The sequence below is a fragment of the Flavobacterium sp. genome, assembly GCF_027531705.1.
Classification (GTDB): domain Bacteria; phylum Bacteroidota; class Bacteroidia; order Flavobacteriales; family Flavobacteriaceae; genus Flavobacterium.
Genome location: NZ_JAPZSP010000036.1, coordinates 20,846 through 35,379, shown reverse-complemented (window position 1 = coordinate 35,379; position 14,534 = coordinate 20,846). Strand labels below are relative to the sequence as shown.

The 14,534-nt window shown below is 31.4% G+C and carries 16 protein-coding genes; 9 read left to right on the top strand and 7 right to left on the bottom strand.

The features are described 5' to 3' along the window. Positions 1–85: 85 nt before the first annotated feature. The 3 genes from O9267_RS12830 to O9267_RS12820 all read left to right on the top strand — a co-directional run bounded on the left by O9267_RS12830 (position 86) and on the right by O9267_RS12820 (position 2,639). A complete protein-coding gene (locus tag O9267_RS12830) occupies positions 86–553 on the top strand; it encodes an SRPBCC family protein (protein ID WP_298180191.1) in 468 nt (155 codons plus the stop codon). A 3-nt stretch (positions 554–556) separates the two neighbouring features. Then, positions 557–1,255 carry an SDR family oxidoreductase gene (locus O9267_RS12825; RefSeq protein WP_298180190.1) on the top strand — a complete coding sequence of 233 codons (699 nt, stop codon included), beginning with the start codon at positions 557–559 and terminating at the stop codon, positions 1,253–1,255. A 97-nt stretch (positions 1,256–1,352) separates the two neighbouring features. Beyond that, positions 1,353–2,639: a deoxyribodipyrimidine photo-lyase gene (locus O9267_RS12820; RefSeq protein WP_298180189.1), complete on the top strand. Its 1,287-nt coding sequence runs from the start codon at positions 1,353–1,355 to the stop codon at positions 2,637–2,639. Here the strand turns inward: O9267_RS12820 and O9267_RS12815 are convergent. After that, positions 2,636–3,163, bottom strand: coding sequence for an HAD family hydrolase (locus O9267_RS12815; RefSeq protein ID WP_298180188.1), 528 nt, complete (start codon positions 3,161–3,163; stop codon positions 2,636–2,638). The two genes, O9267_RS12820 and O9267_RS12815, sit on opposite strands and share 4 nt — an antisense overlap. Continuing rightward, on the bottom strand, positions 3,147–3,908 hold the full coding sequence (locus tag O9267_RS12810; RefSeq protein WP_298180187.1) for a DUF2520 domain-containing protein: 762 nt from the start codon (positions 3,906–3,908) through the stop codon (positions 3,147–3,149). The genes O9267_RS12815 and O9267_RS12810 overlap by 17 nt, the downstream gene beginning before the upstream one ends. A gap of 119 nt (positions 3,909–4,027) precedes the next feature. Here O9267_RS12810 and ccsA point away from each other — a divergent pair, with 119 nt between their 5' ends. Beyond that, on the top strand, positions 4,028–7,150 hold the full coding sequence (gene ccsA / locus O9267_RS12805; protein ID WP_298180186.1) for a cytochrome c biogenesis protein CcsA: 3,123 nt from the start codon (positions 4,028–4,030) through the stop codon (positions 7,148–7,150). Between the two features lie 52 nt (positions 7,151–7,202). Here ccsA and O9267_RS12800 read toward each other — a convergent pair whose 3' ends face one another. Then, positions 7,203–7,991, bottom strand: coding sequence for an anti-sigma factor (locus O9267_RS12800; protein WP_298180185.1), 789 nt, complete (start codon positions 7,989–7,991; stop codon positions 7,203–7,205). Further along, positions 7,991–8,521 carry a sigma-70 family RNA polymerase sigma factor gene (locus tag O9267_RS12795; RefSeq protein ID WP_298180184.1) on the bottom strand — a complete coding sequence of 177 codons (531 nt, stop codon included), beginning with the start codon at positions 8,519–8,521 and terminating at the stop codon, positions 7,991–7,993. Before O9267_RS12795 ends, O9267_RS12800 begins: the two co-directional genes overlap by 1 nt. 163 nt (positions 8,522–8,684) lie before the next feature. Here O9267_RS12795 and O9267_RS12790 point away from each other — a divergent pair, with 163 nt between their 5' ends. The 3 genes from O9267_RS12790 to O9267_RS12780 all read left to right on the top strand — a co-directional run bounded on the left by O9267_RS12790 (position 8,685) and on the right by O9267_RS12780 (position 10,473). Beyond that, positions 8,685–9,116, top strand: coding sequence for a hypothetical protein (locus O9267_RS12790; RefSeq protein ID WP_298180183.1), 432 nt, complete (start codon positions 8,685–8,687; stop codon positions 9,114–9,116). An 18-nt stretch (positions 9,117–9,134) separates the two neighbouring features. Beyond that, complete coding sequence (locus tag O9267_RS12785) at positions 9,135–9,728, top strand: hypothetical protein (RefSeq protein ID WP_298180182.1); 594 nt, start codon at positions 9,135–9,137, stop codon at positions 9,726–9,728. Positions 9,729–9,882: 154 nt separating this feature from the next. Next, entirely contained in the window at positions 9,883–10,473 is a 591-nt protein-coding gene (locus O9267_RS12780; protein WP_298180181.1) for a glutathione peroxidase, read from the top strand. Positions 10,474–10,535: 62 nt separating this feature from the next. Here the strand turns inward: O9267_RS12780 and O9267_RS12775 are convergent, their stop codons facing one another. Then, positions 10,536–11,030, bottom strand: a complete 495-nt coding sequence (locus O9267_RS12775; protein WP_298180180.1) for a GNAT family N-acetyltransferase — start codon at positions 11,028–11,030, stop codon at positions 10,536–10,538. A 107-nt stretch (positions 11,031–11,137) separates the two neighbouring features. On the opposite strand from O9267_RS12775, the gene menD reads away from it, so the two are divergent. After that, positions 11,138–12,793, top strand: a complete 1,656-nt coding sequence (gene menD, locus O9267_RS12770; protein WP_298180179.1) for a 2-succinyl-5-enolpyruvyl-6-hydroxy-3-cyclohexene-1-carboxylic-acid synthase — start codon at positions 11,138–11,140, stop codon at positions 12,791–12,793. On the opposite strand, the gene O9267_RS12765 is transcribed toward menD, so the two are convergent. Continuing rightward, on the bottom strand, positions 12,790–13,227 hold the full coding sequence (locus O9267_RS12765) for an SET domain-containing protein-lysine N-methyltransferase (protein ID WP_298180178.1): 438 nt from the start codon (positions 13,225–13,227) through the stop codon (positions 12,790–12,792). The two genes, menD and O9267_RS12765, sit on opposite strands and share 4 nt — an antisense overlap. A gap of 168 nt (positions 13,228–13,395) precedes the next feature. On the opposite strand from O9267_RS12765, the gene O9267_RS12760 reads away from it, so the two are divergent. Next, the gene (locus O9267_RS12760; RefSeq protein WP_298180177.1) at positions 13,396–13,737 is read left to right on the top strand and encodes a DUF2853 family protein; all 342 of its coding nucleotides are present in this window, start codon (positions 13,396–13,398) and stop codon (positions 13,735–13,737) included. Positions 13,738–13,792: 55 nt separating this feature from the next. Here the strand turns inward: O9267_RS12760 and O9267_RS12755 are convergent, their stop codons facing one another. Continuing rightward, the gene (locus tag O9267_RS12755; protein ID WP_298180176.1) at positions 13,793–14,500 is read right to left on the bottom strand and encodes a ZIP family metal transporter; all 708 of its coding nucleotides are present in this window, start codon (positions 14,498–14,500) and stop codon (positions 13,793–13,795) included. Between the last annotated feature and the right edge of the window lie 34 nt (positions 14,501–14,534).

The following is a 14,534-nucleotide window of genomic DNA, read 5'->3' as shown; positions in this document are numbered from 1 at the left end:
GTTAATTTAAACTTAAATTGAAAATATTTTGTTTAACATATTTTAAATATGATTAAACAATTTGTACTTTTACAAAAAAAATAAAATGAAAATATACACACTACATAGCAAACAGAATTTACCAATTTCTTTAGATGAAGCTTGGGAATTTTTGTCAAATCCTAAGAATTTGAAAGTAATCACTCCAGAATATATGGGTTTCAAAACTCTTTCGGGCGATGATAGAGAAATGTTTCCTGGACAAATTATTCAATATATTGTTACACCAGTTTTGGGTATTCCGATGAAATGGGTTACCGAAATTACACATGTACAAGATAAAAAATATTTTGTTGATGAACAACGTTTTGGTCCTTACGATTTATGGCATCATAAACATTTTCTCAAAGAAATTCCAGGTGGTGTAGAAATGGAAGATATTGTTGATTATAAAGTTCCGATGGGAATTATTGGTCAACTAGTGCATCCGTTTTTAGTTAAACCCAAATTAAATGAGATTTTTGAGTTTAGAAGAAAAAAATTAATAGAACTTTTTGGAGAATTTAAAGGATAAGATATGAAAAATATACTGTTAATAGGTGGTTCTTACGGAATTGGATTGGCAATTGCCAAAGAACTTCAATATGAAAATAAAGTTTTTATAGCTTCAAGAACAAATGAAAATATTGATGATATGAATGTTACTCATATTCAGTTTGATGCCACAACAGATACTTTGGATATGTCAAAATTGCCCGGAGTAATTGATGGATTAGTTTATTGCCCAGGAAGCATTAATTTGCGACCTTTTAAAGGGTTGAAACCAGAAGCATTTGAGCAAGACTTGCAAATCAATTTTATTAGTTTGGTGAAAGTAATTCAATCTATTTTGCCTAATTTAGTTGCTTCTGAACAATCGAGTATTGTGTTGTTTAGTTCAGTTGCTGCGAGTATGGGAATGCCTTTTCACACATCGGTAGCTGCTGCAAAAGGAGCGATTGAAGGTTTTGCGAAAGCATTAGCAGCTGAATATGCACCAAAAATTAGAGTGAATGTCATTGCGCCGTCACTAACAGATACGCCGTTGGCAGATAAGTTTTTGAATAATGATGTAAAAAGAGAAAAATTAGCAGAAAGACATCCACTAAAACGAGTGGGAACTTCTGAAGATATGGCACAAATGGCTAGTTTTTTAATAAGTTCAAAAAGCAGTTGGATTTCAGGGCAAGTTTTTCATGTTGATGGTGGAATGTCAACTTTGTTGGTTAATCAGTAAAATAACAATAACAATTGCAAAAATCAATTGCAATTTAAAGTAACAATCTAAAAATTGAATTTTGAATTTGATTTTTGACACTGACATTGAATTTATTATGAATATTTTTTGGTTTAGAAGAGATTTACGAGTAGATGATAACGTTGGACTTTTTCATGCTTTGAATAGCGATGAAGATGTTTTACCTATTTTTATTTTTGATGATTCAATTTTATCACAATTGCCAAAAGAGGATGCCCGCGTAACTTTTATACACCAACAGCTTTCCATTATTCAATTTGAATTAGAAAAAAAAGGAAAATCATTAGCTGTTTTTAACGGAAAACCTTTTGATATTTTTACCAAATTAATTGCTGAAAATAAAATAAATAAAGTTTATACCAATCACGATTATGAACCTTATGCTCGAAAAAGAGATTTAGAATTATTTCATTTATTCAAAGAGCATTCAATAGAATTTAAAACTAGCAAAGATCAAGTTATTTTTGAAAAAAGTGAAGTAGTAAAAGACGATGGAACACCTTATGTAGTTTATACACCGTATTCAAATAAATGGAAAGAAAATTTCAAAAAGATACAGTTAGTTAACTATAATTCTCAGGATTTATTGGATAGAATTAGCGTTCATTCATATCCGTTTTTGAGTTTGACACAGATTGGATTTGAAAAATCGTTTATCCAAGTTACACCTTTTGATATTTCTTCCAATTTGATTGATAATTACGAAGCAACTCGAAATTTTCCAGCTCTAAACAAAACTTCTTATTTGGGAATCTATTTAAGATTTGGAGCAGTTTCTATCAGAAAAATGGTTGCAAAGGCTTTAGAAAGTAAAAACGAAACTTTTTTGAAAGAACTGATTTGGAGAGAATTTTTTATGCAAATTTTATGGCATTTTCCGCACACAAGTAAGTCATGTTTTCGGCCAAAATACGATGCCATTGATTGGGAAAATAATGAAGATTTATTCCAAAAATGGTGTGAAGGAAAAACAGGTTATCCTTTTGTAGATGCTGGAATGCGTGAACTTAATGCAACAGGTCACATGCATAATCGTGTTCGAATGATTGTGGCCAGTTTTTTATGCAAACATTTACTGATTGATTGGCGTTGGGGTGAAACTTATTTTGCTACGAAATTACTTGATTATGAAATGGCTAGTAATGTTGGTAATTGGCAATGGGCAGCAGGAAGTGGAGTAGATGCTGCGCCGTATTTCAGGATTTTTAATCCAACCGAGCAGATAAAAAAGTTTGATAAAGATTTAAAATATATCAAAAAATGGATTCCAGAATTAGAAACTTTTGAATATCCAAAACCGATTGTTGATCATAAAGAAGCTAGAGAAAAGTGTTTAAGAGTTTATAAAGTAGCTGTAGGTTAATCGTGCTTTCCGTTATAATACAAATGCCATTTTCCTTGCACTTTCATAACTTGTTCAATTACGTCGCGAACAGCACCTTTTCCTCCATTTTTATGCGAAATATAATTTGAAATTTCTTTGATTTCGGGGCTTGCATCTTGTGGACAAGTTGGTAGACCTACTAATTGCATCACATGAAAATCGGGAATATCATCGCCCATGTATAAAACATTTTCAGGTTTTATGTTGTATAATTCAGTGTATTCTTTGAAAGTTTCAACTTTATCAGGGGTTCCTAAATGTATATCAGTTATACCTAAGTTTCTTAGTCTAATGCGAACACCTTCGTTGCTTCCTCCAGAAATTATACAGACATTATAACCGCTTTCTAGAGCAGCTTTCATGGCAAAACCATCACGGATATGCATTTCGCGAAGCATTTCACCAGTTGGAGAGACGTGAACAGTTCCGTCGGTTAAAACACCATCTATATCAAAAATGAAAGTGGTGATGTGATTCATAATTTCTTTATAACTTTTTGCCATGGTCAATTATAGATTTGGTTAGCAATTTATAGATTTCTTTCTGATTTTCATCGGTAAGAATTGCTAAATGTTTGTTTATGGTTGTAGTGTCATTTCGTTTTGCAGGTCCAGTTTGCGCATCATCTGGCGAAAGAATTTGAACTTTCTTTGCGGTTTCAAGTATAAGCGGTTTCAAAATTTCAAAAGGAACTTTATGTTCGATGCAAATATCACTTCCAAGTTTGTATAAATGATTTACAAAATTGGAAACAAAAACAGCTGCAACATGTAATGATTTTCTTTGGTCAGAATCGACTTCGAAGACTTTATCGGAAATACTTGTTGCAATTTTATTTAAAATTTTTAAATCTGATTCGTTTTCCGCTTCTAAGCACAATGGAACTTGTTTAAAATCGACTTCTTTTTTCTTAGATAATGTTTGTAACGGATAAAAAACCGCTTTTCTATTGGAATCGCTAAGTTCATTCATAGCAACACTTCCCGAAGTATGAGCTACTAATTTATTTGAAAAAGGAATTTGTTTTGAAACTTCATTGATAGCTTCGTCTGAAACAGAAATAATGTATAAGTCGGCTTCTTTTAAGTTAGAAAAATCATCGGTAATTTGCTGAGAATCGAGTAGGTGAGTAAGATTGTATTTGTTTCTAGCATAAGCTTGAATAACAGTCACAGCATCACTTTTGGCAAAAGCCTTAATAAGATGTTGGCCAACATTTCCCGAACCGATGATTACTACTTTTACCATTTGGTAAAAATAATAAAAACATCTCTTAAAAAACACTTAAATCAAATGCTTAATAATAAAGAAATTCACATTTTTACTTTACTTTTGTGTTTCCAAAAAAAAAACATTTCAAAAACATCATGAAAAAATTAAAATCGATACTTTTTTCAACTCGCTTAATGGCTATTTTATTTCTTGTATATGCAATTTCAATGGCAATAGGAACATTCATTGAAAACGACTATAATACCGATACAGCAAGAATTTTAGTTTACAATACAAAGTGGTTTGAAGCCATTCATGTTTTTTTCTTAATCAATTTTTTTGGAAATATTTCTCGTTACCAATTGCTCAAAAAAGAAAAATGGGCAACACTTTTACTGCATTTGTCTTTCATTTTTATAATTGTAGGAGCTGCAATCACTCGCTACATAAGCTATGAAGGAATGATGCCAATTAGAGAAGGCGAATCTTCTAATCAATTATATTCAGATAAAAATTACCTAACTTTTTTTGTTGATGGAGAATACAAAGGTGAGATGAAACGTAGAGTTTTTGAAGAATCGTTACTACTTTCACCTGTAACAAATAACCATTTTTCTATCGATTCTAAGTTTGCTGAAACTCCATTTGAAATTGAATATAAAAATTTCGTTATGGATGCCAAAGAAACCATTAAACCAGATGCAAAAGGGATTTCTTATCTAAAAATGGTAGAATCGGGTGGAGGAGAACGTCATGAACATTATCTAAAAGAAGGTGAAGTTCAAAATATTCATAACACACTATTTGCCTTAAACAAAGAAACACAAGGTGCTATAAATATTAATACAACAGGCGAAAAAACGACTATTTCTTCACCTTTTGAAGGAAACTTTATGCGAATGGCGGACAAGCTTCAGGGGAAAGTTGAAAAAGATAAAGTACAAGAGTTGATGTATCGTTCGCTTTATAATATGGGTAATGCGCAGTTTGTATTTCCTGATCAGCCAATAAAAGGTGTGAAAGATTATAAATCAAGCGGAAATTATAAAAGCAAAAAAGGAGAAGATGCTTTAACTTTAAAAGTGGCTGTTGAAGGAAAAGAAAAAGAAATTACTTTACTTGGTTCAAAAGGGCAACAAGGAACACCACAAACATTCAAATTAGGGAAATTGGAATTCACTTTTTACTACGGAAGTAAAGTTTATACTTTGCCATTTAACATAAAGCTGAACGATTTTATTGCCAAAAAATATCCAGGAACCGAGAAAAGTTATTCATCATACGAAAGTAAAGTTACAGTTGTTGATGGTAAAGAAAATTTTGATGCACATATCTACATGAATAATATATTAGACCACAAAGGATTTCGTTTTTTTCAAGCTTCTTTCGATCCTGACGAGAAAGGAACAGTTCTTTCTGTAAACCATGATTATTGGGGAACTTTTATAACCTATTGCGGTTATTTTATGTTGTTTTTTGCTATGATGGCTATTTTATTTACCAAACATTCTCGTTTTGCCGATTTAAAAAGAAAATTGGAAGATGTAAAACAGAAGAAAGAGAAGTTATTGACTATCTTTTTGTTATTCTTTTCATTGTTAGGATTTAGTCAAAATCATTCAAATCCAACTTCTAAAATTAGTTATTTAGATTCCATAAAAAAATACAAGGTTTCCGAAAAACACGCTGGTCAATTCGGACGATTAGTTATTCAAGATGAAGGTGGACGAATGAAACCTATCAATACGTTTTCATCAGAATTATTGCGAAAAGTTAGTAAAAAAGATTCTTACGAAGGATTAAATGCTGATCAAGCTTTTATTTCGATGACGCAATTTCCGCAGGCTTGGTTTCAAGTTCCATTGATTTATCTCAAAATAGAAAATGATAGTATTCATAAAATTCTAGGAGTTCCTAACGGACAAAAATTGGTTGCTTTCAAAGATTTCTTTGATGATAAAGGAAATTATAAATTGTCACCCTATTTAGATACTGCCTATAAAGCAGCCGTTCCAAACAGTTTTGATAAAGACTTTATCGAAGCAGATAAGAAAGTAAATCTTCTAAATTCTGCTTTAAGTGGAACTATTTTGAAAGTTTTTCCAGTTCCAAATGATAAAAACAATAAATGGTTCTCATATATGGATATTTCTCATACAACTGGAACCTCATTAGATACAATCAAATCTGCTTTGCCAATTTATCTAGATGCCTTGTTAAAAGCTTCTCAAAAAGATGATTATACCATGGCAAATACGTTTTTGGTAGGAATGGAAAATTACCAAAAGAAATACGGAAGCGCCGTTCGTCCATCTGATGAAAAAATCAATTATGAAGTAATGTATAACAAGTATGATGTTTTCAAAAATTTGTTTTGGATGTACATGATGGCTGGAACATTGATGCTTTTGCTAACAATTGTTAATATTTTTTCAAATTCAAAAATTTTAAAATACACCATAAATGGATTTCATATTCTAATAGGAATCTTTTTTATTATTCATACGCTTGGATTAATTGCGCGTTGGTATATTTCTGGTCACGCACCTTGGAGTGATGCCTACGAAAGTATGATATATGTGGCTTGGGCAACCATGTTTTTCACTTTAGCATTTGATAGAAAATCGAAATTAACTGTCGCTTCAGGAACATTTGTTGCTTCAATGATACTTATGATTGCGCATTGGAACTGGATGGATCCATCGATTGCCAATTTGCAACCTGTTCTTAATTCGTATTGGTTAATGATTCACGTAGCCGTAATCGTAGCAAGTTACGGACCATTTACATTAGGAATGGTTTTGGGAACGGTTTCTTTGATTTTGATGCTTTTTACAAACGAAAAAAACAAAGTCAAAATGGATTTGCACATTAAGGAAATCACTTACATCAATGAAATGGCATTAACTATCGGATTGGTTATGCTAACAATTGGTAATTTCCTTGGTGGACAATGGGCAAATGAATCTTGGGGAAGATATTGGGGTTGGGATCCAAAAGAAACTTGGGCCTTAATCAGTATTATGGTTTACGCTTTTGTTATTCACGCTCGATTTGTACCATCACTTCGTGGTAAATGGATTTTTAATTTAATGAGTATTGTAGCATTCTATTCAATAATGATGACCTATTTTGGAGTGAATTTTTACCTCACAGGATTGCATTCGTATGCTAGTGGTGATAAAGTTGTAACACCAACATTCATTTATTATTCAGTTGCTTTTGTTGCCATTTTGGGAACATTATCGTATATAAAATATAAAAAGGTTTTTAAATAATAAAAAAGGTTCAACAATCAAGTTGAACCTTTTTTTTCTTCTATTTTTAGAGTTATACTTTTCCTAAAGTGTATAATTGTTCCATTGTTGGCGATTGACTTCCGCCAGCTGGTTCAAGTGTGATACCAAAGGCTTCGGCATCAACTGTAGAGCTAACTTCAAAAACCAAATTATTTTCTCCAGAAAAATCTTCTAATAAACCAATACTTGTTGGCATTAATGTTGGACTCAATTTTAAACTCCAAACTTGATAAACCATTCCTTTTGGTGGTTTTGGTAATCCTGATGCATCAATATATACAACTTGTGTTTCTTTATTCCAATATACTTTTGCAGAAGATGTAGGCGAAACGGCTTGCCCAGCAAGTGCAATTACCGTGTTTTTAGAATCTCTTATTACATCCAAAGCTTTCTTGGTTTGATTGTTTTTATTTTCAGTAGCAACTACAGCTTCGTTTAATTTTTCTTTCTCTTTTTGAATAGTTACAATTTCATTCTTAATGATTTGTTGTTTATTATATTGGTAACCAATGCCAATTAATAAAACAATTGAAGCTGCCCAGCCAAGGTATTGAGACCAATTCGATTTTGGTTGTAAATCGACTACTTTGCCATGCTTCATTTCTAATTTTGCTTTAATTTTTTCAAAATTTTCAGCAGAAATAGCAGGAGAAAAACTACTCGACAAATTTAGAATTGCCTTTTCAATCGAAACAATTTCCTTTTTTATCTCTGGATTGTTTTTTGACAATTCACTAATTTTCTTAGTTTCACTTTCGTCTAATAATCCATAAACATAGAGTTCTAAGTTTCCAGATTCTATATATTCTTGTGTATTCATTATACTTGTAAATAAGTTCTTAAATCGTTTATACAACTTCTGTTTTGTGTTTTTACTGTGCCCAACGGAATTTCAAGTTCTTCAGACGCTTCTTGCTGCGTATAACCTTGAAAAAATAATAATTCAATTAGCTGAATGCATTTGGGTTTCAATTTTTTTACAAATTCTTGAATTCCAATAGTATCAATTCTATTGATTAGCTTGTTACTGTCGTCCAGAAGATGTACGAAATTATCAGACGATAGGTTTTTTTGACTGTTATTATAGCCTTTCGAACGTAACTTATCAATTGCAGAATTTCTTGCAATATTCAACATCCAAGTGTATAAACGACCTTTTGATTCGTTATAGCTTTCAATGTTTTTCCAAATTTTTACAAATGCATCTTGAAGCACATCCTCTGCTTCTTCGGTTTCTTTAATCAAGTTGGCGATAACTGCAAACAAACTTTTTGAATACATATCATACATAATGGTAAAACCTCGCTGTTCTTTCCTTAGTAACAACGGAATTAATTCTTCTTGTGACATACTGTTATTGTTTTTTTGTTTGACATATATACGAAACCAACAAAACTTTGGATTTATAAAACTACAATTTTTTTTTAGAGTAATCGGATTAAAAAAAAAATAAAACCATCCCTAACTTATTTCCGTATATGTATCCAAACAAAATAATTTAAAGGAATTAATTATGAAAAGAAAATTAAAATTTATAGCAATGGGATTAATAGGTACAACCTTATTACTACTCATCATTTTAGTTGTACACATTGCAACTGCTAAGCCAATCAAATACGATAACGCCACTATGCAGATAAGTAGAATAGACTTTCAGGAGCCATTAGATTCTCTCAAAATAAAAGAAATTCATAGAAATCTTAAATCAATTCCAGGATTTATTAGTGATAGTTATAATATAAAGAATAATGTAGTTGTCTTTTTTCACGATAATAAAATAGCTGATTCAAAAAAAATAGTTGACCAGCTAATCCAAAAGGGAAATTATAAAGCAACTCGCTATGTTTTACCAAAAGGCATGGAAGCTAAACAAGTATGTCCAGTTATTGAGGAAGGCAGTTTTAGTTATCACTTTTCAAAAGGAATTCAAAGAATTTTTAATTAATCTTAAATAGTACAAACAATGAAAAATTATGCAAGACCATTAAGCATTTTGCTTTTAGCAGGAATGTTTACAGCTTTTATCTCATGTAATAATGACGATGATGAAGCACCAGTTCAAGTAGCAGAAAAAACGCTTTATGAAAAATTAGGTGGAACTACAAAAGTTACAGATCCGAGAAATGTTGGACAAATGATTGAAAAAGGACGCTTAAGTTATCGTTCGGTTGTCGATTCTACGATAACATTAATAGTTGGTGATATTGTTGCAGGTGCTCCAGGAAATTTGGGTGCTCATTTTGCACCTATAGTTGGAGAAGTTTCATCAGGTAACACAACTAATGTAGCGGTTTTAAGTAAGAATTTAACCGATTTCTTTTCAGCAAATACAGGCGGTGGCGCAACCAACACCTATTCTGGATTGAATATGGTTGATGCTCACAATCCTGTTACAAATCCTAGAATGGGCGTAAAGTCAACCAATGCTAACTATGATAAATTTATTGGTTATGTTGGTGCAGCTGCTGGAAAAAATGGGGTTACTGATACTGCATTAATTAACGAAGTAGTGGCTGTTTTAGAATCACTTCGTGCGCCAATTGTTCAAGCACCTTAAAAAAATAAAAAAGGCAACAATAGTTATTTTGTTTTGTTTTTTTGTTTTGAAGCCCAATGAAGCATTTTGTTGGGCTTTGTTTTTATAACAAAATTTTAAGTAATGTTTTAAACTATAAACTAAATTATTATCTAATTTTATAAAAAAAATCATTATGAAAAAAATAATTTTATTATTCGGAATATTAATTATATCAAGTTGCAAAAACCAAGCGCAGAATCAAGTATTAACAGCTGAAACTTCTCAAACAGAAACTATGGAAAAGCAAAACATTTACCAATTTAAAGTACAAGATTTAGAAGGAAAAGAATTTGATTTTGAATCACTAAAAGGCAAGAAAATTCTAGTTGTGAATACGGCTTCCAAATGCGGATTGACACCACAATACAAAGATTTAGAGGCAATTTATAAAAAATATAAAGACCAAAATTTTGTGATTGTAGGTTTCCCAGCAAACAACTTTATGTCGCAAGAACCCGGAACTAATGAAGAAATTGGCGCTTTTTGTCAAAAAAATTACGGCGTTACTTTTCCAATGATGAGCAAAGTTTCTGTCAAAGGAAATGACATGAGTGAAGTTTATAAATTTCTAACTCAAAAATCTAAAAACGGATTGCAAGACAGCGAAGTAGAATGGAATTTCCAAAAATACCTAATCAACGAAAATGGCGAATTGGATAAAGTAATTTCTCCAAGTGTGCTACCAACAGATGATGAAATTGTGAGTTGGATTGAGAAAAAGTAATCAGTATTCAGTCACAGTATTCAGTTTTTTAGACTTAGACTGGATACTGCGACTGCAAACTACTAAATCATCTTCTGCATAAAAACACTATGCAACCATCGGTCAAATTTGAATCCAGATTCTTTGATGGTTCCAACGATTTCAAAACCGAATTTCTTGTGGAAATCAATACTACTTTGGTTTTCTGAATCAATTACACCAATCATTGTATGTAGTTTTTGAGCTTTTGCCAAATCGAGTAGGCTTTCCATAATCAATTTTCCAATTCCTTTTCCCATATGATTTGGATGTACGTAAACCGAATGTTCAACGGTAAATTTGTATGCTTCTCTAAATCGGAATTCGCTGTAATAACCAAAACCAACAACAATTTCATTTTCAGTTGCAACGATTATTGGAAATCCTTTTTTGAGTTTATCATCAAAAATGGCAATTTGGTTTTCCAAACTTCTAGGCTCATAATCATATAAAGCAGTTGAATTTTCGATATTATAGTTGATGATTTCTAATATCGCTTGCGTATCTTCCGTTCGGTAAGGTCTGATTTTGATTTCCATGTTTCAAAAATAATAAATTACTTCTAACACTTGAAAATACTTTGTACTTTTGTGCAAATCAATTTAAAGTACAGACAAATCATTGCTTTGTCTCTATCCGTTATAAAATGAAATATCCTAAAATACCTTTAGCACAATCTATAATCGAAATTTTTCGTGCCAAAGGAATCCATCATATTATAATTTCTCCAGGTTCTCGAAATGCGCCTTTAACGATTGGTTTTGTAAATAATCCCAATTTTACTTGTTATAGCGTAGCTGATGAACGTTGTGCGGCTTTTTTTGCACTCGGAATTGCCCAACAAATCAATAAACCAGTTGCGGTGGTTTGTACTTCAGGTTCAGCTTTGTTGAATTATTATCCAGCCTTTTCAGAAGCTTTTTATAGCGAAATTCCGCTAATTGTAGTTTCGGCTGACAGGCCAAAAAGCAAAATTGATATTGGTGATGGACAAACTATTCGTCAAGAAAATGTATTTGCTAATCATTCGTTATTTAATGCTAACTTGGACGAATTTTCTTCTGATGAAAATGATTTTTTAATCAATGAAGCGATTAATATAGCTTTCGCCAAAAAAGGTCCAGTACATATCAATGCGCCGTTTGAAGAACCTTTGTATGAAACAGTTGAAACACTTTCGGTTGAACCAAAAATCATTTCAAATGCTATTTTGAACAATGAAGTAGAAAATCTTTCCGCTTTTGCAAATGATTGGAATTCTGCAAAAAAGAAATTGGTTTTGATTGGCGGTTTGCATCCAAATGCTGTCGAGCAAAAGTTTCTTGATGTTTTAGGAAATGATAACTCGGTTGTAGTAATGACAGAAGTTACTTCAAATGTGCATCATCCTAATTTTATCACGAATATTGATACGATAATTACACCATTCACAAACGAAGATTTTTTAGAGTTTCAACCAGATGTTTTGTTGACTTTTGGCGGAATGATAGTTTCTAAAAGAATTAAAGCATTTTTAAGAAAATACCAACCCAAACATCATTGGCATATTGACGAATTAAGAGCTTATGATACTTATGGTTGCTTGACTAAACATTTTGAAGTTGCACCAAATAAATTCTTCGAAAATTTCTTTTCAAAAATAATTAAAATTGAAAGTGATTATCAAGAAAAGTTATTGAAAATTAGAGATTTAAGAACGCAAAAACACATTGAATATATTGATAAAATTCCATTTACCGATTTAAAAGCATTTGATATAATTCTGCCAAAATTACCATCAAATACACATTTTCAAATTAGCAATAGTTCGCCCATTCGTTATGCTCAACTTGTTAGTATTGATAAATCGATTGAAGTTTTTTGCAATCGCGGAACTAGTGGAATTGACGGAAGCACTTCAACTGCAATCGGTGCGGCAGTCGCAAACCAAAAGGCAACAGTTTTGATAGCTGGAGATATTGGATTTTTATACGATAGCAATGCTTTATGGAATAATTACATACCGAAAAACTTCAAAATTATTTTGATGAATAACGGCGGCGGTGGTATTTTTAGAATTCTACCAGGTCATGATGAAACACCAGTTTTCAATACATTTTTTGAAACTTCGCATTGCTTAACTGCTGAGCATTTAGCTAAAATGTACGGATTGAACTATCTTACAGCAAGTAATGAAACTACTTTAGATGAAAGTTTAAAAGTAATGTTCTCAAATGATGAAAAACCAACTTTATTAGAAGTTTTTACACCAACATTAGAAAATGATAAGGTTTTGTTGCAATATTTTAAAGAGTTGGTTTAAGAATGTTTCTTCCAATATTTCTTTCCATAATCACAGAAAATTTCTTCATCTGATTTTATTTTTTTAATGGCAATTAGGCAAACATTTCCGTTTTCATCCAAAGAAATTTTTGCATTATTCTTAAAATTAGATTTTGAAAAACCTTTTGCATCATTAGCATATTTGGCAAAACAATCGGTGTTTTTGCAATCCAAAATAGTTCCGTTTAGAAGATTCATGAAATAGTTGTCCTCTTTATTTGCAACTCTTATTTCAGCTTCATTTTTAGATAAAATTTCACCTTTGAAAATAGAAATTATTTCATCTTTATAAATTGCAATTGCTGTGAACAGCCCATTTCCTGAATTAGAAAGTTGAGAAGTCTTGAAATATAAATAATCGGTTTCCTCAGCGTCTATTATATTTTGATCGATAATTAATTTTGAATGGTGCATTTTTTTATTTTATGTTCTTCAAAAGTAAGGAATAGTTATTTGAGATTATAATTCTTAAAATTTTTATTTTTCCGCAAAAAAAATCCCTAAATAAATAATTTTTAATGAAATATATTTTATAAATTTGTTAGTATAAAATAGTAATTTCAAATTTTAAAAAAATATAAAATGAGTAAAAGAGACGAATTAATTGCTGTTTATGCAGCCGATTTAAAAGAAAAATGTGGTGTAACTGCCGATATGGCTTTGCTAACAAAAGTAGTTATAGGTTGCGGACCATCAATTTATAACAAAGATGCAGCAACAGTTGCTGGAAGTCAACAATCAGAGTTAGATACTGTAAAAAACAATTTCCTTATCAAAAAATTGGGTTTAAAAGACGGAGCAGATTTAGACAAAGGAATCGATGCTGTTCTTGAAAAATACGGTAAATCAAACAAAAACAAGTATAGAGCGGTTGTTTATTACCTTTTAGCAGTGCATTTCAAAAAAGAAAGCGTTTACAAATAATAGCAATTCTTTAAAGAAAACAAAAGCGTTCAATGGTAAGTTGAGCGCTTTTTTATTACATAAAATAAGCCAAAATTATGCCTAAAACAATAACGCTGATTTTTGCCAAATTAAATTTGTGACCTTCACTACTTTCAAAGATAATTGTAGAAGAAATATGAAATAATATTCCAATCACAATTCCCGAAATTTGAGCATAATAGTTCGATAGAAATGAAAAGTTCACAGATGCAAATGTTCCAAGTGGCGTCATCAATGCAAAGATGAACATAAAGAATAAGATGGCTTTTTTATCCAATTTGGCATTTTTGAAAAAAGAAGTCAAAATAATCGCAATTGGAAAATGATGCACCGCAATTCCATAAGCCAAGTGATTATGATTACTAATAGGCATTCCTTCTAAAAGCGCATGCAAACACAAGCTAAAAAACATCAACCACGGAATATGAAGCATAGTTTCGTGACCATGAACATGTCCATGTTCGGCACCTTTTGAAAAATATTCCAAAATAATTTGAAACACAATTCCAATCATAATAAATATTCCAATGGTTCCTTGTTGATGGTCGTGACCTTCGTGCTGGTGCATATCAGCCTCATAAACTTCAGGTAACAAATGCATTACTGTAAGCGAAAGCAAAAAAGCGCCACTAAAAGCCAACAACAACTTTAGATTTTTTTTGCTCTTTGGATGAAAAAAAGTAGCAATAAAATAACCTAAAAGCACCGCAAAAAGTGGAAATATGTAAATAAAATAATTCATTTTTTTAATTTAAAATCACAGGATTGTCACATTG